18 protein-coding genes and 2 tRNA genes are annotated in these 19,431 nt (G+C 68.7%); 7 read left to right on the top strand and 13 right to left on the bottom strand.

Annotated elements, in window-relative coordinates:
- Positions 1–130 precede the first annotated feature (130 nt).
- The 3 genes from QNO12_RS07435 (at position 131) to QNO12_RS07425 (ending at position 3,708) form a co-directional block, all read left to right on the top strand.
- The gene (locus QNO12_RS07435; RefSeq protein WP_257502140.1) at positions 131–784 is read left to right on the top strand and encodes a pentapeptide repeat-containing protein; all 654 of its coding nucleotides are present in this window, start codon (positions 131–133) and stop codon (positions 782–784) included.
- 94 nt (positions 785–878) lie between these two features.
- The gene (gene valS / locus QNO12_RS07430) at positions 879–3,458 is read left to right on the top strand and encodes a valine--tRNA ligase (RefSeq protein WP_257502139.1); all 2,580 of its coding nucleotides are present in this window, start codon (positions 879–881) and stop codon (positions 3,456–3,458) included.
- A gap of 1 nt (position 3,459) precedes the next feature.
- Positions 3,460–3,708: a hypothetical protein gene (locus tag QNO12_RS07425; protein ID WP_257502138.1), complete on the top strand. Its 249-nt coding sequence runs from the start codon at positions 3,460–3,462 to the stop codon at positions 3,706–3,708.
- Here the strand turns inward: QNO12_RS07425 and QNO12_RS07420 are convergent.
- Genes QNO12_RS07420 through QNO12_RS07410 form a run of 3 tightly spaced genes read right to left on the bottom strand, consistent with a single transcriptional unit; the run spans position 3,705 to position 5,871 of the window.
- Complete coding sequence (locus tag QNO12_RS07420; protein ID WP_257502137.1) at positions 3,705–5,033, bottom strand: MFS transporter; 1,329 nt, start codon at positions 5,031–5,033, stop codon at positions 3,705–3,707. The genes QNO12_RS07425 and QNO12_RS07420 overlap by 4 nt on opposite strands.
- Positions 5,030–5,245 (bottom strand): hypothetical protein, encoded by a 216-nt coding sequence (locus QNO12_RS07415; RefSeq protein ID WP_257502136.1) that lies wholly within the window; start codon positions 5,243–5,245, stop codon positions 5,030–5,032. The genes QNO12_RS07420 and QNO12_RS07415 overlap by 4 nt, the downstream gene beginning before the upstream one ends.
- On the bottom strand, positions 5,242–5,871 hold the full coding sequence (locus QNO12_RS07410) for a winged helix-turn-helix domain-containing protein (protein WP_257502135.1): 630 nt from the start codon (positions 5,869–5,871) through the stop codon (positions 5,242–5,244). Before QNO12_RS07410 ends, QNO12_RS07415 begins: the two co-directional genes overlap by 4 nt.
- A gap of 88 nt (positions 5,872–5,959) precedes the next feature.
- On the opposite strand from QNO12_RS07410, the gene QNO12_RS07405 reads away from it, so the two are divergent.
- On the top strand, positions 5,960–8,011 hold the full coding sequence (locus QNO12_RS07405; protein ID WP_257502134.1) for a M3 family metallopeptidase: 2,052 nt from the start codon (positions 5,960–5,962) through the stop codon (positions 8,009–8,011).
- A gap of 2 nt (positions 8,012–8,013) precedes the next feature.
- Here QNO12_RS07405 and QNO12_RS07400 read toward each other — a convergent pair whose 3' ends face one another.
- From QNO12_RS07400 to QNO12_RS07370, 7 genes are all read right to left on the bottom strand, one after another.
- A complete protein-coding gene (locus QNO12_RS07400) occupies positions 8,014–9,132 on the bottom strand; it encodes an epoxide hydrolase family protein (protein ID WP_257502133.1) in 1,119 nt (372 codons plus the stop codon).
- A gap of 58 nt (positions 9,133–9,190) precedes the next feature.
- The gene (clpX, locus tag QNO12_RS07395) at positions 9,191–10,459 is read right to left on the bottom strand and encodes an ATP-dependent Clp protease ATP-binding subunit ClpX (protein WP_257502132.1); all 1,269 of its coding nucleotides are present in this window, start codon (positions 10,457–10,459) and stop codon (positions 9,191–9,193) included.
- 216 nt (positions 10,460–10,675) lie between these two features.
- Positions 10,676–11,347 carry an ATP-dependent Clp protease proteolytic subunit gene (locus tag QNO12_RS07390; protein ID WP_257502131.1) on the bottom strand — a complete coding sequence of 224 codons (672 nt, stop codon included), beginning with the start codon at positions 11,345–11,347 and terminating at the stop codon, positions 10,676–10,678.
- Positions 11,348–11,378: 31 nt separating this feature from the next.
- Entirely contained in the window at positions 11,379–11,966 is a 588-nt protein-coding gene (locus tag QNO12_RS07385) for an ATP-dependent Clp protease proteolytic subunit (RefSeq protein ID WP_257502130.1), read from the bottom strand.
- Positions 11,967–11,992: 26 nt separating this feature from the next.
- Positions 11,993–12,535 carry a tetratricopeptide repeat protein gene (locus QNO12_RS07380; RefSeq protein WP_257502129.1) on the bottom strand — a complete coding sequence of 181 codons (543 nt, stop codon included), beginning with the start codon at positions 12,533–12,535 and terminating at the stop codon, positions 11,993–11,995.
- An 84-nt stretch (positions 12,536–12,619) separates the two neighbouring features.
- Positions 12,620–14,059: a trigger factor gene (gene tig, locus QNO12_RS07375; protein ID WP_257502128.1), complete on the bottom strand. Its 1,440-nt coding sequence runs from the start codon at positions 14,057–14,059 to the stop codon at positions 12,620–12,622.
- Between the two features lie 74 nt (positions 14,060–14,133).
- Positions 14,134–14,207: transfer RNA gene (locus tag QNO12_RS07370), tRNA-Pro, on the bottom strand.
- A 346-nt stretch (positions 14,208–14,553) separates the two neighbouring features.
- Between QNO12_RS07370 and QNO12_RS07365 the strand changes: the two genes are divergently transcribed.
- From QNO12_RS07365 to QNO12_RS07355, 3 genes are all read left to right on the top strand, one after another.
- Positions 14,554–14,627 (top strand) — tRNA-Gly (locus QNO12_RS07365).
- 78 nt (positions 14,628–14,705) lie between these two features.
- On the top strand, positions 14,706–15,590 hold the full coding sequence (locus tag QNO12_RS07360; RefSeq protein WP_257502127.1) for a DUF72 domain-containing protein: 885 nt from the start codon (positions 14,706–14,708) through the stop codon (positions 15,588–15,590).
- Positions 15,587–15,805 (top strand): KTSC domain-containing protein, encoded by a 219-nt coding sequence (locus QNO12_RS07355; protein ID WP_257502126.1) that lies wholly within the window; start codon positions 15,587–15,589, stop codon positions 15,803–15,805. Before QNO12_RS07360 ends, QNO12_RS07355 begins: the two co-directional genes overlap by 4 nt.
- A 5-nt stretch (positions 15,806–15,810) precedes the next feature.
- Here QNO12_RS07355 and QNO12_RS07350 read toward each other — a convergent pair whose 3' ends face one another.
- The 3 genes from QNO12_RS07350 to QNO12_RS07340 all read right to left on the bottom strand — a co-directional run bounded on the left by QNO12_RS07350 (position 15,811) and on the right by QNO12_RS07340 (position 19,320).
- Positions 15,811–16,563, bottom strand: a complete 753-nt coding sequence (locus QNO12_RS07350; RefSeq protein WP_257502125.1) for an SDR family oxidoreductase — start codon at positions 16,561–16,563, stop codon at positions 15,811–15,813.
- Positions 16,560–17,099 (bottom strand): gamma carbonic anhydrase family protein, encoded by a 540-nt coding sequence (locus QNO12_RS07345; protein ID WP_257502124.1) that lies wholly within the window; start codon positions 17,097–17,099, stop codon positions 16,560–16,562. Before QNO12_RS07345 ends, QNO12_RS07350 begins: the two co-directional genes overlap by 4 nt.
- Positions 17,100–17,166: 67 nt before the next feature.
- Positions 17,167–19,320, bottom strand: a complete 2,154-nt coding sequence (locus QNO12_RS07340; protein ID WP_257502123.1) for an acyltransferase family protein — start codon at positions 19,318–19,320, stop codon at positions 17,167–17,169.
- Between the last annotated feature and the right edge of the window lie 111 nt (positions 19,321–19,431).

Raw genomic sequence — 19,431 nt, 5'->3', positions numbered from 1 at the left:
ACCTCTGATCAGGCGGGTGGAGGGGGAACGCTCCATCCTACATCTTGCACCGAGTCCAAGAACCGTTTCGCGCTGCTCCCCTCCTGCAGCGCCGCGCCGTCGGCGATCGGCTGCCGCGTAGCGTGGAGACATGGCCCGTGCATCGCTCCCCCTCTCCCCGCGCATCAGCGCCCCGGATCTTCCCGCGCGGCTTGATCCGGCGGTGCTGGGCGCACGGGTCGATCTTCTCGGCGCTCTCGTACAGGGAACGACCGGAGATCTGGACGCGCCGGACGCGCACGTGAGCGAGAGCATCCTGCGGGATCTCGATCTCGGCCGTTTCGATTTCCGCCGCGCGCGGTTGAGCGATGTCGACATCTCCGGGCTCTGCGCAGTCGCGGCCACAGCATCCGAGTCGCGCTGGCAGACCGTCCGGATCGACGGCGGCCGCATCGCCACGCTGGATCTCTCACGCAGCACCCTCTCCGGCGTCGAGATCCGCGGTACGCGCATCGACTACCTCACCCTGGCGGGCTCCGATGCCTCGGATCTGAACTTCGTCGACTGCACCATCGGCGCGCTGGATGCCCCGCAGGCGACTCTGCGCAGGGTGGCGTTCTCCGGGTGCCGCGTCACCGAGGTCGACAACCGCGGGTGGCGCACCGAGAACGTCGATCTGCGCGGCCTCGAGGGTGCCAACTACCTCGACATGGCTGCGCTGCGCGGCACCACCCTCAGCGAGCGGCAGGTCTCATGGCTCGGCCGCGCCTTTGCCGAGGCGGTCGGTGTCGACGTCCGGGACTGAGCGCTCCCGGCTCCCGGCAGCAAGAGCGATAGAATCGATATCCCACACTCAGGCACGCTCACACAGTGCCGCACATATCGCCAAGGAGACCCTCATGGCCGACGCACAGATCCCGGACAAGCCCGCTCTTGAAGGTCTCGAGACGAAATGGGACGCCGCCTGGCAGGGCCAGGGCACATATCTGTTCGACCGGGCCGAAGCGGTGCGACGGGGACGCGCCGGCGTGTACTCGGTGGACACTCCCCCGCCGACCGCCTCCGGCAGCCTGCACATCGGCCACGTGTTCTCGTTCACGCACACCGACATCAAGGTGCGCTTCGAGCGCATGCGCGGCAAGTCGGTGTTCTACCCGATGGGCTGGGACGACAACGGCCTGCCCACGGAGCGCCGCGTCCAGAACTACTACGGCGTGCGCTGCGATCCTTCACTGCCGTACGACCCGGACTTCACGCCGCCGTACGAGGGCGGCGACAACAAGAGCTCGCGCGCGGCAGACCAGGTGCCCATCAGCAGGCGCAACTTCATCGACCTCTGCGAGGCCCTCACCGCACAGGACGAGGTCACCTTCGAGGAGCTCTTCCGCCAGCTCGGGCTGAGCGTCGACTGGACGCAGACGTACCGCACGATCAGCGACGACACCATCCGCACGTCGCAGCTGGCCTTTGTGCGCAACCTCGAGCGCGGTGAGGCGTTCCAGGCGATGGCGCCGACGCTGTGGGACATCGACTTCCGCTCGGCGATCGCGCAGGCGGAACTCGAGGATCGCGACCAGCCCGCTGCGTACCACCGACTCGCCTTCCACAAGACGGACGGCTCCGGCGACGTGTTCATCGAGACGACCCGGCCCGAGCTGCTGCCCGCCTGCGTGGCGCTGGTGGCGCACCCGGACGATGAGCGCTATCAGCCGCTGTTCGGCTCGACGGTGCGCACGCCGCTGTTCGATGTCGAGGTCCCCGTCCTGGCGCACCCGCTCGCCCAGCAGGACAAGGGGTCGGGCATCGCGATGATCTGCACCTTCGGCGATGTCACGGACATCGTGTGGTGGCGCGAGCTCGACCTGTCCAACCGCACGGTCCTGGGCAAGGACGGCCGCGTGCTCGCCGAGGCGCCCGACGTGATCGTCACCGAAGCGGGCAAGGCGGCCTACGCCGAACTTGCCGGTAAGACCGTGTTCAGCGCCAAGAAGCGAGTGGTGGAGCTGCTGAGCGAGTCCGGCGAGCTCATCGGCGACCCGAAGCCGTTCACCCACGCCGTCAAGTTCTACGAGAAGGGCGACCGCCCCCTCGAGATCGTCTCCACCCGCCAGTGGTATCTGCGCAACGGCGCCCGCGACGAGGCGCTGCGCGAGAAGCTGATCGAGCTCGGTCAGCAGATGTCCTGGCACCCGGACTTCATGCGCGTGCGGTTCGAGAACTGGACCAATGGGCTGACCGGCGACTGGCTGGTCTCGCGCCAGCGCTTCTTCGGTGTGCCGATCCCGGTCTGGTACGCCCTGGACGAGCACGGCGAGCGCGACTACAGCCGCGTGCTGGTGCCCTCGGCCGAGCAGCTCCCGGTCGACCCGACCACCGATGCGCCGGCCGGCTATACCGAATCGCAGCGCGGAGTCCCCGGCGGCTTCGACGGCGAGCGCGACATCTTCGACACCTGGGCGACATCGTCGCTGACCCCGCAGCTGGCCGGCGGATGGCAGCGCGACGAGGAACTGTGGTCGCTGGTCGCACCGTTCGACGTGCGCCCGCAGGGGCAGGACATCATCCGCACCTGGCTGTTCTCGACCATGCTGCGCAGCGCGCTGGAGGATGACCGCGCGCCGTGGACGGATGCCGCGATCTCCGGCTTCATCGTCGACCCGGACCGCAAGAAGATGTCCAAGTCGAAGGGCAACGTCGTCACCCCCGCCGACATCCTGCACCAGCACGGCTCGGACGCGGTCAGGTACTGGTCGGCCTCCAGCCGGCTGGGCACCGACGCCGCCTTCGACCCGCAGAACCCGACGCAGATCAAGATCGGCCGTCGCCTGGCCATCAAGGTCCTCAACGCCGCGAAGTTCGTGCTCTCGTTCCCGGTGCCCGAGGACGCCGCGGTGACGCACGCGCTGGACGCGTCGATGCTCGCGACCCTCGACGGCGTGGTCCGCGAAGCGACGAAGGCGCTGGATGCCTACGATCACGCCCGCGCCCTGGAGATCACCGAGTCGTTCTTCTGGACGTTCTGCGACGACTACCTGGAACTGGTCAAAGAGCGGGCCTACGACCGCTCCGATGTCGGCCAGGCCTCGGCCGCGCTCGCACTGCGCATCGCCCTGTCGACGCTCCTGCGGCTGTTCGCGCCGGTCCTGGCGTTCGCCACCGAGGAGGCGTGGTCGTGGTTCAACGACGGCTCGGTGCACACCGCACCGTGGCCCGAGCCGCTGGGCATCCAGGGCGACCCCGCGGTGCTCACGGTCGTCGGCGACGCCCTGATCGGCATCCGCCGGGCAAAGACCGAAGCGAAGGCCTCACAGAAGACGCCCGTGACGCGCATGACGATCGGCGCCCCCGCGGACACCGTCGCGCTGCTGCAGCTGGCCGAGGGCGATCTGAAGGCAGTCGGGCGGATCGCCGAGATCACATACGCGGATGCCGAGACCATCGCCGTCTCGGGCATCGAGCTCGAGCAGCAGGAGGTCTGAGATGCAACTGGGCACACGATGGTCGGCGGGAAGCGAACCACCCGCGTCGGTCCCCGCCTCGCTTCGCCAGCAGATCGACGCCGTCGAGGACGCGATGCCGGCCGATCAGCTCGGGCAGCCGACGCCGCGATGGACGCTGACGTGGCTGGAGGGGCGGCCGATCGCCGAGCTGGACACCGGAGTCATCGTCAGTCTGGACGCGAACGGCAAGGCGGTCGTGCGCTACGACGAGGATGACGAGTTCGGCTAGGACCCGCCCTGAGGCTCGGCTCCGGCTCGTCGGGTGCCGACGATCAGCAGCCGGGCCGCGACGAGAGCGGCGACGGCAACGACGGCGGCGGCGATCACAAACGGCAGCCGCAGATCGATCCGCGCCACCCATCCGCCCAGAAGCGTCGCAATCGGGAACATCCCCCAGGTCAGCATCCGGATGATCCCCAGCACTCGACCGAACAGGTGCCCCGGCACGATCTGCTGCCGAAGCGCTCCCCACGGGACGTTCCAGGTGGACACGGCGAACGCGAACAGGCCGTACGCGAGTACAGCCGTCACGACGTCGGCGGCGAGGCCGGTCAGCAGCATCGCCAGCGCTGAGACGACGTTGGCGGCGAACAGCACCCAGCCACGGCCGAACCCGGCCACAAGCCGCGGCGCCGTCAGCGCGCCGACGAGGGCTCCGGCGCCGATGCCCGCCGTGACGAGACCGATCGCGGCCGGCGCCACGTGCTGAACGTCCAGGAAATACAGGATCGTCCCGGCCTGCGCGAATGCGAACGCGGAGCCGACGAGCGACGTGAAGACGACCATCGCCCGCAGATAGCGGCTCCCCCACAGGTAAGCGATCGCCTCGCGCGCAGAAACCTTCGACGGTGCGGCCTGGCCGGTCGCGACCTGTGGCGGATCCGGTTGCGCAGAAGCGGCGTGCTCGCGAAGCGGGCGGGCGGCCGACAGCGGAAGCAGGACGGCCAGCACGATCGGGACGAGATAGCCCACCGAGCCCACCCACAGGGGCAGCGCCAGCGCGACGGCGAACAGCACTCCCGCGATGGGCGTCGCGATGAAGCTGTCGATCGTGACCTGTGCGGCCTGCATACGGCCGTTCGCGCGATCGAGCTGGCGCGGGGTGACCAGGCCGGGGATGACGGCGTTGGTCGCATTGTCGAACAGGGTCTCGCCCAGGCCGAAGACCAGCGTGCCGGCGAACAGCGCCCACAGGCTGATCTGCCCGGTGGCGGTGAGGATCGCCAGCCACAGCGCGACCGCACCGCGGATGCCGTTGGCAACCGCCATGATGATGCGGCGGTCGAATCGGTCGACGATCATTCCGGCGGGCAGACCGAACACCAGCCACGGCAGGAACGCGAGCGCGCCCACCACGGCGATGGCCAGCGGATCGCGGGTCAGCGTCGTGGCGATGAGCGGGACGGCCATGCGGCCGAGCCCGTCCGCGAGGTTGCTGAAGGCGGCGGCGATCCACAGCTTGCCGAAGTCACGGCCCAGCGGGCGAGGCCGGCCGCGCGGACGGGCCGGTTCGGCCGCCTCGCCCCTGGCAGCGGGCGCGGCCGCGTCGGTCATCGCGGAAGAACACCCATCGCGCCACGCGCCTCTGCGGCGGCGCGCAGGGTGACGGCGTGGGAACGAGCCTCCGCAGCGCGGCGGTAGGCGGGGTGGCCACGACGGTCGAGGCGAGCGGCGACGTACCGATCCAGGCCGGAGGCGGCGCGCAGGAGCGCGCGTTCGAAGGGAGTCGCCCGCGGGAGGACGCGGGGCGCGGAGACGGCGGTCATGACGGTTCTCCTAGCTCGGGGAGCGGGAACACATCCGCTCGGATGGTGACGGGGCGCACGCCCTCGCCGGTCTGGTCGCGATATTCGTCGACGGTCTGGTCGATGAGCGCCATGATCTTCCTGTTGAGCTCTCTGCTCTGGTCTGCCGTGAGACGCGCGGTGGCGGTCGAGATCATGCTTGCCTCCTGCCACGCGTCCCGCCCCGCGACGTCCTGAGCGATCCCGCGATGGATGAACTCCAGCAGCTGGTCCTGGCGCAGCGTGAAGAATTCGTTCATGACGATCTGCGTGGCCGCCTTGCCGGATGGCGTCTTCATCGCCTCGGGATTGGCGAAGGACACGCCTCCTGCCGGCCGCTCCCACCACCGCTGGCGGCCCGTGCCCTGGTCGGTGCACTCCCGAATCAGCTCGTGCTTGGCCAGTGCCCGCAGGTGGTAGCTGGTCGACCCCGAGGACTCCCCTAGCCGCTCCGCGAGGGAGCTGGCGGTCTGACGGCCGTACTGGCTGAGGATGTCGTAGATCTTCACCCGCAGGGGGTGCGCCAGCGCGCGGAGGGCGCCGGCATCCAGCACCCGGTCACCCGAGCGCCAATCGTCGGGCTGGGCGGGTTGCGGTTCGTCAGTCATAGGACGACGATAGCGGTGCAAAGGGATCTTTGCAAGCATCTCTTTGCAAACATATCGTGGCATCTACGTTGGCTTTAGGCTTGGTCGCATGGCGAATGAGAACCCCCTGCTGTCCCCGAGTCCACTGCCCTACGGGCTCCCGGAGTACTCGCTGATCCGCCCCGAGCATTACCTTCCTGCCTTCGAGGCCGCGTTCGACGCGCAGCGTCGCGAGATCGAGGCCATCACACGTCTGCGAGCCCGGCCGACATTCGAGAACACGATGGTCGCGCTGGAATCCAGCGGCAGACTGCTGGGCGATGTGGCCCGCACCTTCTACACCGTCTCTTCCGCCGACGCCACACCGGAGATCCAGGAGATCGAAGAGACGCTCGCGCCGCTCATGTCCGCGCACCAGGACTCGATCCAGCTGGATGCCGACCTGTACCGACGCATCAAGACGCTGCACGAGCAGCGGGACGATCTGGGGTTGACCGCCGAGCAGCGGTATCTGGTGGAGCGCCACTTCCGGGAGATGTCCCATGCCGGCGCGGGCCTGGATGACGCGGCGAAGGCGCGTCTGACGGCCGTGAACCAGCGGCTGTCCACCCTGACGACGACCTTCGAGAAGAACCTGCTCCGTGACACGAACGAGCTCGCTGTGGTCTTCGAGGACGCCGCCGAGCTGGACGGCCTCGCCGAGGGTGAACTCTCCGCGGCCGCACAGGCGGCGGCGGACCGCGGGCTCGAGGGCAAGTGGGTGGTCACGCTGACGCTGTTCACGGGGCACCCGTACCTGTCCACGCTGACCGACCGCACCAGCCGCAAGCGCATCCTGGATGCCTCACGAGCGCGAGGTTCACGGGCCGGACTGAACGACAATCGACCCGTGCTGCGCGAGATCGTCAGGCTCCGTGCCGAGCGCGCCGCCCTGCTCGGTTACCGCTCGCACGCCGCCTACGTCACCTCGGACGAGACCGCCGGCTCGCCCGAGGCGGTCCACGACCTGCTGCGCCGCCTCGCGGTGCCCGCGGCGCGCAACGCGGCACGGGAGCAGGCGGTCCTGCAGAGGATCATCGACGCCGAACCGGAGCCGTTCCCGCTGGAGGCGCACGACTGGGCGTTCTACACCGAGCGCGTGCGAGCTGCCGAGTACGATCTGGACCGTTCCGCGCTGCGTCCCTGGTTCGAGGCCGAGCGGGTGCTGCGGGACGGGGTGTTCCACGCGGCGACCGAACTGTACGGAATCACGTTCGAAGAGCGCGCCGACCTGGACGCATACCACCCGGACGTGCGCGTCTTCGAGGTGCGCAATGGCGACGGATCCACTCTGGGTCTGTTCCTCCTGGACCTCTACACACGCGACACCAAACGCGGCGGGGCGTGGATGAACTCGATCGTGCTGCAGTCCCGCCTGCGCGGTACTCAGTCGATCGTCGTGAACAACCTGAACGTGCCCAAGCCCGCGGCCGGCCGCCCCACCCTGCTGACGCTGGACGAGGTCACGACCCTGTTCCACGAGTTCGGGCACGCGCTGCACGGATTGTTCGCCACAGTCACCTATCCGCACTTCGCCGGGACGAACGTGTTCCGCGACTTCGTCGAGTTCCCCAGCCAGGTGAACGAGATGTGGATCTACTGGCCGGAGATCCTGGACACCTATGCGCGCCACGTCGACACCGGGGAGGCGCTCCCCCGCGATGTGGTGGAGAAGCTGCGGGCATCTGAGGCGTTCAACCAGGGGTTCGCCACCAGCGAGTATCTCGCCGCCGCATGGCTCGATCAGGCGTGGCACTCGCTGGATGCCGAGACGGCCGCGGGAGATCTGGACGTGGCGGATTTCGAGGCGGCGGCGCTGTCCGACATCGGCCTGGACAACCCCGTCGTTCCGACCCGTTACTCATCGACGTATTTCGCACACGTGTTCTCCGGGGGCTACAGCGCCGGCTATTACTCGTACATCTGGAGCGAGGTGCTGGACGCGGACACCGTCGAGTGGTTCCGCGAGAACGGCGGTCTGCAGCGTGCGAACGGAGAACGGTTCCGCGAGCGCCTGCTCGGCGTCGGCGGGTCCAAGGATCCGCTGGAGGCCTACCGCGACTTCCGCGGGCGGGATGCCGAGATCCAGCCGTTGCTGGAGCGCCGCGGCCTCGCCGCCTGACGCTAGAGCAGGCCGATCTCGCGCGCGAACGCGCGCGTGCGCGCTGCCATGGCGCCGGGTACTTCGGCAACGGCGAAGTGGCCGCCCTCGGCCAGCCGCTCGAACACCCGGAGGTCCCGGTAGAACGTCCGCGCAAGCGACTCGGGATAGTCGTGCTCGTGTCGTTGGATGAACACCGCTGCGGGCACCTCCACCGGGGGGATCGGATCCGGTGTGTCCGCGCCCTCGTAGTACGGTCGGAACGAGGTGCCGATGCTCTGCGTGACCCAGTAGATCATCGCCTCGGTCAGGATCCGCTCCCGGGCGATGCGCCGCTCGACAGCGACCGGCTCTGCCGGCGGGGTGTCGCTCCACTCCACGAGCTTCTCGGTGAGCCACCCGATCAGACCGGCCGGGGAATCGTTCAGCGCCACGGCCAGCGTGTCCGGGCGGGTCGCCTGTACGTGCCCGTAGGCACCGTCTCTGTCGTGCGATGCGGCCAGCCGTGCAAAGAATCCGCGCTCCTCGGGTGAGGCGCTCTGACGGCGTTCGTCCGGTGTCGGGAAGTGCGCGTGCGTGACCAGGACGCCGGCCGCCGCGTCCGGGTAGGACGCCGCGATCAGGTCGTTCACGTTCGCGGACACGTCCTCGCCGTAGGTCAGGTACCGCCGATAGCCCAGGACGTCGGTCATCAGACTGTGCATCGTGGCAGCCAGGCGCCGTTCGGTGATCGGTCCCGCCGCGTACGGCGTCGAGAACGCGAATCCGGGGAGACTGGCCACCACGACCGAGAAGTCCGGCAGCAGATCGGCGAATTCCAGCTGCAGGGCGAAGGTGTGCGGCCAGCCGTGCATCACCAGCAGTGCCGGGGGGTTCTCCCCCGTCCCCCGCCGATGCGCGAAGTGAATGGTGGTGTCCTCGATGTCGGCGAGGAACTGCGGATGCGCGCCGAGCCATCGCTCCCGCTCCCGCCAGTCGAAATCCCGCCAGGATTCCACGAGCTGCCGGTGGTACTGCGCGCTCATCCCGGCGGCAGGGCGGCGTGGCGAATCCTCCAGCAGCCGACTGCGCGCCAGCCGATCCCGCAGGTCGTCGAGGACGGCATCCGGCACGTGGAGGGTGAACGGCCTGACCGGGATCATGAGAGAACGTTACGACGGAGCCCGGACGCGGCGTGCTGCGGCGGGGAGACGCCGGGCCTCAGGCGCTCTTGCGAGCCCGGCGGTGCACGAAGGTCGGCGCTGCGCCGGTGTCCACCGCGTCACGGGTGACCACGACCTTCTCGATGTCATCGTTCGAGGGGATGTCGAACATGATCGGTCCGAGCACATCCTCGAGGATCGCCCGTAGCCCGCGAGCCCCGGTCTTGCGGTCCACGGCGAGATCCGCGATCGCCTCCAGGGCATCCGTCTCGAACTCCAGTGCCACGCCATCCAGTTCGAACATGCGCTGGTACTGCTTGACGAGCGCGTTCTTCGGCTCGGTCAGGATCTCCATCAGAGCCACCTGGTCCAGTGGCGTGACGGATGCGACGACCGGAAGCCGTCCGATGAACTCGGGGATGAGCCCGAACTTGTGGAGGTCCTCGGGGCGCACTTCGCTGAACAGGCTCAGATCGTCGCCCTTGTTGTGCAGCGGAGCGCCGAAGCCGATGCCGTGCTTGCCGACCCGGCTGGAGATGATGTCCTCCAGCCCTGCGAATGCGCCGGCGACGATGAACAGCACGTTCGTCGTGTCGATCTGGATGAACTCCTGGTGCGGATGCTTGCGCCCGCCCTGGGGAGGCACGGATGCGACCGTGCCCTCGAGGATCTTCAGCAGCGCCTGCTGGACGCCCTCGCCGGAGACGTCGCGGGTGATCGAGGGGTTCTCGGCCTTGCGCGCGATCTTGTCGACCTCATCGATGTAGATGATGCCGGTCTCGGCCCGCTTCGTGTCGAAATCGGCGGCCTGGATGAGCTTGAGCAGGATGTTCTCGACGTCCTCGCCGACGTACCCCGCCTCGGTCAACGCTGTCGCGTCCGCGACCGCGAACGGGACGTTCAGGCGCTTGGCGAGCGTCTGCGCCAGGTAGGTCTTGCCACAGCCCGTCGGGCCGATGAGCAGGATGTTGCTCTTGGCGATCTCGACCTCGTCGGCACGCTGCTCCGCACTCTGAATCGTGCCGTGCGCGCGGATGCGCTTGTAGTGGTTGTACACGGCCACCGACAGCGCGCGCTTGGCGGCCACCTGGCCGACCACGTACTCCTCGAGGAAGGCGAAGATCTCGCGCGGCTTGGGCAGATCGAAATCCGACACGACGCCGGTGGAGGACTCCGCCATGCGCTCTTCGATGATCTCGTTGCACAGCTCGACGCATTCGTCGCAGATGTAGACACCGGGCCCGGCGATCAGCTGTTGGACCTGCTTCTGGCTCTTTCCGCAGAAGGAGCACTTGAACAGGTCGGCACTCTCACCGATGCGCGCCATCAGGCTCTCCTCGTTTCATGCAGTGAGGGCCTCGCCCCCATGGCGTCGGGATCCCTGCCCCGGCTGTCCTCAGAGCCTAACCGGTGACATCGACATGCGGAGGGATTGCGGGGCGCATTGGGAAAGCGCGACCCGGGTTTCTGCTGACGGCGGAACCGGTGCACGACGACGCCCCGCTTCCTCTTCGCAGAGGCAACGGGGCGTCGAGGCGATTGGCTACTTGGTCAGCGCGGCCGGAATGCGCTTGCGCGTGGTCAGCACCTGGTCGACGAGTCCGTACTCGACGGCCTCGCGGCCGTCCAGGATCTTGTCGCGGTCGATGTCGCGGTTGACCTGCTCGACCGTGCGGTTGGAGTGCGCGGCGAGAGTCATCTCCAGCCATGTCCGCATGCGGAGGATCTCCGCCGCCTGGATCTCGATGTCCGATGCCTGGCCGTGCCCGGCCTCGCCCATCGCGGGCTGGTGGATCAGCACGCGAGCGTTGGGCAGCGCCAGTCGCTTGCCGGGCGCTCCGGCCGCCAGCAGGACGGCTGCCGCGGAGGCGGCCTGCCCGAGGACGACGGTCTGGATCTGAGGGGAGATGTACTGCATCGTGTCGTAGATCGCCGTCATCGCGGTGAACGAACCACCGGGCGAGTTGATGTACATGATGATGTCTCGGTCGGGGTCCTGGCTCTCCAGCACGAGCAGCTGCGCCATGACGTCGTCCGCCGATGCGTCGTCGACCTGCACGCCGAGGAAGATCACTCGATCCTCGAACAGCTTGTTGTACGGGTCCTGGCGCTTGTAGCCGTACGCCGTGCGCTCCTCGAACTGGGGAAGGATGTATCGGCTGGAGGGCAGTGCCAGGCCGTTGCCTGCAGTGCCGCCGAAGGTGGGGGTGCTCATATCGCTGTCGTTCCTTCTCATTCGCCTTCGGTCACTCCTGGTCGGTTCCGCCGCCGCCGACGACGTCTTCGAGATGCGCGCGGATGTGGTCGACGAAACCGTACTCGAGCGCCTCCTGGGCGGTGAACCAGCGGTCCCGGTCGCCGTCCTCGTTGATCTGCTCGATGCTCTTGCCGGTCTGGGCGGCGGTGATCTCGGCCAGACGGTTCTTCATCGAGACGATGAGCTGCGCCTGCGTCTGGATGTCGCTGGCGGTTCCGCCGAACCCGCCGTGGGGCTGGTGCAGCAGCACACGCGCGTTGGGCGTGATGTAACGCTTGCCCTTCGTGCCGCTGGTCAGCAGCAGCTGACCCATAGACGCGGCCATGCCGATGCCCACGGTGACGATGTCGTTCGGGACGAACTGCATCGTGTCGTAGATCGCCATGCCCGCGGTGATGGATCCGCCGGGCGAGTTCACGTAGAGGAAGATGTCCTTCTCCGGGTCCTCGGCGGCGAGGAGGAGGATCTTCGCGCAGATTTCGTTGGCGTTGTCGTCACGCACCTCCGAGCCCAGCCAGATGATGCGGTCTTTCAGCAGCCTGTCGAAGACGCTGGTCGCGACAAGGGGTTCGGCCATGTTCACTCCTGATTCGGTGGTCGTGGCTACGAATCTACCGGCGCTCCGCATCCGACCCGGCCGTGTTCGCCCTGGGCAGAGAAGCCGTCGTCGCCGACGAGATCCTCGGCGTACCGCAGCACCGCCCGGCGGTACATGCTCAGGTGCGGGGCCAGGGTGCGCAGGGCGATGGAAGCCGCTTCCCGCATGTCTCCGGCGGACGCCAGTGCGAGGGCGAGGAACGCCGCCGCCTCGTCATGCAGCACCGACGGCGGGGTCTGCTCGACTTCGGCGCGCAGCATCCCGATCGCCTCGTCGTGGCGATCGAGGTTGCGCAGCGTGCTGGCCAGCTGGATCACCGCCTGTGCCCGGTGCGGGTCATCCAGCCCTCCGGCCAGGGCTGCACGGTACAGCGGCTCGGCCTCGCTTTCCCGCCCCGCGGCATCCCGTGCGCCGGCGCGTTCGAACAGTGCCCGCGGGTCAGCATCGGGACGCTGCGCGGCCAGGGCGTCGATCCGCTCGATCACCTGCTGCTCGCTCAGCGACGCGTCCGCCCACACGGCTGCCACGCGCTCGTCCCACTCGGTCATGACTGCCCCCTCTGTGCGAAAGAAGGGGACGGATGCCGCGGCACCCGTCCCCTTCCGCATCGCCGGCGTCGGCGACCTGGTGTCTTACTCTGCGGCCTTCTTCTTGGCCGGAGCCTTCTTGGCCGCAGCCTTCTTGGCCGGCTTCGCGGGTGCTTCCTCGGCCTCGATCACGGCGTCCGCCTCGGCAGCGGCGTCCGCGATCTCCTCAGCCTCCTCGAGGACCTGCTCCTCGGCGGCGGCCTCGTCCTCGACCGATACGAAGCCGGTCAGGTCGACCGGGGCGCCGTTCGTGTCCACGACGTTGACCTTGCCCAGCGCGACGGCCAGTGCCTTGTTGCGGGCGACCTCGCCGACCAGCGACGGAAGCTGGTTGTTCTGCTGCAGCGCCTCGATGAACTCCTGCGGCGCCATCCCGTACTGCGCGGCGGACTGCACGAGGTACTGCGTCAGCTCGTCCTGCGAGACCGACACGTTGAGGTTCTCCGCGATCGCGTCCAGCAGCATCTGCGTGCGGAACTGCTTCTCGCTGGCCTCGGTGACCTCGGCGCGGTGCACGTCGTCCTCGAGGCGGTTCTCGCCTTCGAGGTGGGTGTGCACCTCGTCCTCGATCAGCTTCGGCGGCACGGGGATCTCGACCTGCGTGAGCAGCTGCTCCACGAGCTTGTCGCGGGCGGCCGATCCCTGGGTGAAGGTGGACTGCTGCGCCACACGATCCTTCAGGCTCTCGCGCAGCTCGGCGAGGGTGTCGAACTCGCTGGCGATCTGCGCGAAGTCGTCGTCGGCCTCGGGCAGCTCGCGCTCCTTGACGGCCGTGACCACGACGGCCACCTCGGCCTCCTCGCCGGCGTGGTCGCCGCCGATGAGCGTGGAGCGGAAGGTCGTCTCTTCACCCGCGGTGAGCGAGTCGATGGCCTCGTCGATGCCCTCCAGCAGCTCGCCGGATCCGATCTCGTACGAGACGCCCTCGGCGCGGTCGATCTCGGTGCCGTCGATGGTGGCGACCAGGTTGAGCTCCACGAAGTCGCCGGTCGTGGCCGGCCGGTCCACGGTCACCAGCGTGCCGAAGCGGGCGCGGAGGCGGTCCAGCTCCTCGTCGATGGCGGCCTCGTCGACCTCGACGGCGTCGACCTCGATCGTGGTGCCCGCGAAGTCCGGGAGCTCGAAGTCGGGGCGGACATCCACCTCGACCTCGACCTGCAGGTCGCCGGCGAAGTCCTTCTCGTTCGGCCACTCCACGACGTCGGCGCTCGGACGGCCGAGGACGCGCAGCTCGTTGGCCTCGACGGCCTCACGGTAGAAGGTGTCCAGGCCTTCACTGACCGCGTGCTCGAGCACGGCGGTTCGGCCGACGCGCTGATCGATGATCGGAGCGGGGACCTTGCCCTTTCGGAACCCCGGAATCTGCACGTCCTGCGCGATGTGCTCGTATGCGTGAGCGATGCTCGACTTGAGCTCATCCGGCGAAACCGTGATGTGCAGCTTCACCCGGGTGGGGGTGAGCTTCTCGACGGTGCTTTTGACCATGCCTGTTCGTTCTCCTCGTGATCGACCGCGTGCCAGCGCGGCAGCTGAAGGTCTGGGTATGTGGTGCCGTGACGTCGGGGCGACAGGATTTGAACCTGCGGCCTCCCGCTCCCAAAGCGGGCGCTCTACCAAGCTGAGCTACGCCCCGGGCGGGTGCGCACGCGAATACGTGCTGATCGGCCCCCAGAAGTCTAGCCGACAGGCCGGTGCCCCATGGCACCTGCCCGATACGGGCGTCCGGCGGCGTTGACGCGGCCGGCGCGTCGGTGCGCGGCATCCGCATTCGGAGACCGCCACCGGATTCGGATCCCCGCCCGCCGGCCATCCGAATCCAGTGCAGTGACCCGATTCCGAACCGACCCGAGAACCCCAATCCACGGCGTGGTCAGAGAACGCCCCGCGGCATGTCATAGAATCGACGATGCCGCGGCCTGCCGGAACGCAGTCCAGGGCAGACAATCGAATACCTGTACCGGCGGGATTCCGCCGAATTCGGGGCTGTAGCTTAGTGGTAAAGCCTTAGTCTTCCAAACTAATGATGCGGGTTCGATTCCCGTCAGCCCCTCCACTGCCCTCACGTGCGACTGAATTCGCCGCCGTCCGCAAGTCCCGTGCCGTCCGCTGCGCGTGCTGGTATCCCGGAGTCATGGCGTCTGGGACATTCGACACTGAGCCCGGACGCGTGCGCGTCGGGATCTCGGGATGGCGGTACCCGTCGTGGCGGGGAGATTTCTATCCGCGCGGCCTCGTACAACGCCGCGAACTGGAGTTCGTCGGTCAGCGCATGTCGACGCTCGAGGTCAACGGGTCGTTCTACTCGCTGCAGCGGCCGGAGAGTTACCGGCGATGGGTGCAGTCCGTTCCGGAGGACTTCGTGTTCGCGGTGAAGGGCTCCCGCTACATCACGCACATGATGCGGCTGCGCAACATCGACACCGCCATGGCGAACTTCCTGGCCTCGGGCGTGCTCGCCCTGGGCAGGCAGTTGGGACCGATCCTCTGGCAGCTGCCCGAGCGTCTCGCCTACGACCCGGACGGCCTGGAGGCCTTCCTCGCCGGCCTTCCGCGCACTACCGGCGCCGCCCTCGCGCTCGCCCGAGGCCACGACGAGCGGCTGGACGGCCGCTCCTGGCTGGCCATCGACGCAGACCTCCCGATCCGGCACGCGCTCGAACCGCGCTCGGCGACCTTCGAGGACCCCGCCCTGATCGCGCAGCTGCGTCGCCACCAGGTCGCGCTGACGGTCGCCGACACCGCCGGAAGGTGGCCCGCGTTCGGCGAGGTCACCGCCGACTTCGTCTATGTGCGCCTGCACGGCGCTCAGGATCTGTACACCAGCGGATACACGGATGCCGAACTCGACGCGTGGGCGGCACGCATCGCCGGTTGGGCCGGCGGATCGGGCCCCCCGGACGGGCAGCCCCGCGACGTGTACGTGTACTTCGACAACGACGCGCACGGGCACGCCCCCCACGATGCGCTGGCCCTCGCCGAGCGGGTCGGTGACCGCGGGGAGGTCGAGCTGCGATGAGGCGGGCGCACGTCGACTCCTCCGCCCTCGCGTCGGTCGGCTACGACCCGCAGACTGCGGAACTGGAGATCGAATTCGTCAGCGGTGACGTGTACCGCTACTTCGCGGTGCCCGCGCGCGTGCACCGCGACCTGCTCGCCGCCGCCAGCAAAGGCCGCTTCTTCCGCGACCGCATCCGCGATCGCTACCCAGCGCAGCGTGTGCGCCCGCGCTGACGACCTCAGATCGAGATGGAGAAGCCGCCATCCGCGCTGAGCAGCTGACCGGTGACCCACCGGCCGCGCGGGGAGACCAGGAAAGCGACGACCTCGGCGACGTCGGCGGGTGCGCCCAGGCGTCCACCCGGCTGCATGCCGGTCAGCGTGGCACGCACCTCGTCCGTCATCCATCCGGTGTCGATCGGACCGGGGTTGAGCACGTTGGCCGAGATCCCCTGAGGCGCCAGTTCGCGAGCGGCCGAGATGACGATCCGATCCAGCGCGCCCTTGCTGGCCCCGTAGGGCAGGTTGCCGGTGGTGTGGTCGCTGGTGAGCGCGACGATCGCACCGCCGGCATCGGCCTGCTGCGCGAACTGCCGGATCAGCAGCCAGCCGGCCCGCGCATTGACGGCGACGTGTCGGTCGAACTCCTCGACGGTGGTGTCCAGGATCCCGGACTCCACGTCCCACGCGTGCGAGAGCACCAGCCCGGACACGGTGCCGAGCTCAGCATGCGCCGCGTCGAAGAGGGATGCCGCGGCATCCGCGTACTGCAGATCGACCGGGATGTCCACGATCCGCGCGCCGGCATTCCGCGCATCGGCGATCACGGCCTCGAGGCCCCGGGCCGCGTCAGCACCGAAGATGGCATCGTCAGCCGGCTGCCAGCGGCTGAGCGCGAGATCCCACCCCTCGCGGGCCAGTGCCCGCGCGATGCCGGCGCCGATCCCCTGCGGGCGGCCGACACCGGTGACCAGCGCGACCGGTCTGCTCATGCGCCGGACTCGGCCTCGGCGTGGCGGACGCTGTGGGTGCGGTATCCGTCGGCATTGCGCAGGATGCTCTCCCGCTCTTCGGCGGTCAGCTCCCGCCGCACCTTGGCCGGGACGCCGGCGACCAGCGATCCGGCCGGGATGATCGCCCCTTCGAGCACCACCGCGCCGCCGGCCACCAAACAGCCCTCGCCGATCACCGCTCCGGAGAGGATGACGCTGCCCATCCCGATCAGGCAGCCGTCGCCGATCGTGCAGCCGTGGACCACCGCGTTGTGCCCGACCGACACGTTCTCGCCGATGACGACCGGGTGGCCGCGGTCGACGTGGACGGAGACGTTGTCCTGGATGTTGCTGCCGGCACCCACCGTGATGCTGTCGCCGTCGGCGCGCAGGACCGCGTTGTACCAGACGCTGGCGCCCTCGTGGAGGGTCACGGCCCCGATCACGCGCGCACCGGCGGCGACGAACGAGGTCTCTGCGGTGTCGGGCGTTGCGTCGCCGAAGGGAAGGACGGAGGCCTGCGAGGAGACGGTCATGCCTTCGACCATATCGCCGCGGACGCGGCGCACCGTGACGCGCGAACCGCGCCCCGCCCACCGACGCTCACCCCGCGCTGGGCACTCCCCTGCCGAGCGCGTCGCTCAGCGCGGCCGTGTACCACGGCGCGAGCGTGTCGGCGAAGGTCACGGTGAGGTGGTCCTGGTCCCGGTAGACGTTGGCACCGCCGATGACCGGGGAGCACAGCTGCTCACCGCAGAACACGCCGGTGAAATCGAGCAGGGTCACCCCGGGCACGCCCTCCGCGGCATCCCGCAGGGGATCGTCCGCGACCAGCAGCTGCGCGCGGGGCCCGTCGCATTCGCTCAGGGAGCGGGTGCGCAGGCACTTGTTCGGATCGGTCTCCCACACCGGGTTGTCCACCACGGTGACGACCGGGATGCCGCGGTCCAAGACCTCGCCCCACGCGTCGCGGTAGCCGGCCACCGCGGCGTCGTGTGCGGAGTCGTAGCCGGCCGAGGAGTACGGGGTCGTGGCGATCGCCGCCGTGAAGACGGCGTCCAGATCGCGGTCCGCCAGTTGGGCACGCACCCCGTCGCGCCACTGCGTGCACGCGGCGCCGAACGCGCCGGGTGTGGACAGCGGCGCGGTGTTCCACGGGCATGCGCCCTTGAAGTAGGTGACCAGGTGCCACCCGTTCTCGTCGGCCATGCGCTGGAAGGTCGACAGCAACTGGTACGCGTGGCTGTCGCCGATGAGCGCGATGCGCGGTGCGTCCGGGGCGTCGGAGCCGAACTCGCACGAGACCGGGCTGGCGTTGTTGAGCTGGACGAAGCACTGCTCGTCGGCGGGACGGTCCACACCCGCGAATCCCGGTGCCGGCAGAATCGTGTCGCCGAAGTCCGCGCCCCCGCAGACGGCATCCATCCCGACCGCTGCACCGAAGCACGCCGGCGGGTTCTCACGCAGCTCCTGGATGGCGCGCACGCCCTCGCTGTAGGTCGGCGCGTTCACCGCCCAGGCACCACCGGCGGCGCCGGCGACCACCAGCATCGCGGCCAGCGAGGACCACAGCGTCACCCGGGCCGGACGCGACGTGAGGACCTTCCAACCGCGCGCCGGGTCCTCAACGAACCGCTTGGTCAGCCAGGCCAGGAGGAAGCAGATGCCGAGCAGCGCGACGCGGTGATAGATCGTCAGCCCCCAGAAGGGCACCGACGGGGCGATGATGATCAGCGGCCAGTGCCACAGATACAGCGAATAGGAGATGTCGCCGACGAATTGAGCGGGTCGCAGCGCGAGCAGGCGCGTCGGGTACCACCACCGCTCGGTGTTGGTCGCCGCGATCACCGCGGCGGCAGCGAGGGTCGGCAGCGCGGCGGCATACCCGGGGAAGGGTGTCTGTCCGTCGAATCGGAAGATCACGAAGACGAGGACGGCGATGCCCGCCCAGCCGAGCACGAAGCTTGCGACCGCGTTGCGGATCCGCAGCGCCGGAACCAGGGCGACCATCGCACCGATGCCGAACTGCCACATCCGACCGAACGTCACGAAGTACGCCGGTGCCGGATCGGTCAGCGTGAAGACCACGCAGAAGGCGAAGGACAGCACGGTCACCGCGGCGAGGGCGATGATGACCGCGCGGCGACGCGATCCGCGGAACCACTTCACGGCCACCCACGCCGCCAGCAGCATGATCAGCGGCCACATCACGTAGAACTGCTCTTCCAGCGACAGTGACCAGTAGTGCTGGACGGACGTCGGTTCCCCGCCGTGGTTCAGGTAGTCCGCGGAGTTCAGGGCCAGGTACCAGTTCTCGACGTAGAAGGTCGAGGCGAGGATCTCGCGCACCTCGTTCGGCAGGGCCGAAGTGGGTGTCAGGTAGGGCGACATCGCGACCAGCGCGCAGAAGAGCAGGACGAGGAGGGATGCCGGCAGCAGGCGTCGCGCGCGTCGGGCCCAGAACTGCCCGAGCCGAACGGTGCCGGTGGCGCTGAGCTCGCGCATGAGGTGTCCGGTGATCAGGAACCCGGAGATGACGAAGAAGATGTCCACGCCGACGTAGCCGCCCGAGAACCGTGCCGGCCAGAAGTGGTAGAGCACGACCGCCAGCACGGCGATGGCACGCAGCCCCTGAACGTGCGGGAGGAACCGCGACGGTTCGGCATGCTCCGGCGAGCGGTCGGTCGGCTCACGCCGAACCGGCCGCGACGGATCGGCCAGATGCTGCGGTCCGAGGTCATGATCGGCGGAGGGCACCCCTCGACGTTAGTCGCTGAGGCCGCGCATTCCGGCTCGACCCGTCGGGAGGACCCGGCCGGGTTAGCCCAGCCTGTGCTTGCTTGCGGAATGCGCCCCGCTGAGTACCGT

It is taken from the genome of Microbacterium sp. zg-B185 (assembly GCF_030246885.1).
Lineage (GTDB): Bacteria > Actinomycetota > Actinomycetes > Actinomycetales > Microbacteriaceae > Microbacterium.
The sequence above is the reverse complement of the archived record's forward strand: the minus strand, read 5'-3'. Positions and strand labels throughout refer to the sequence as shown.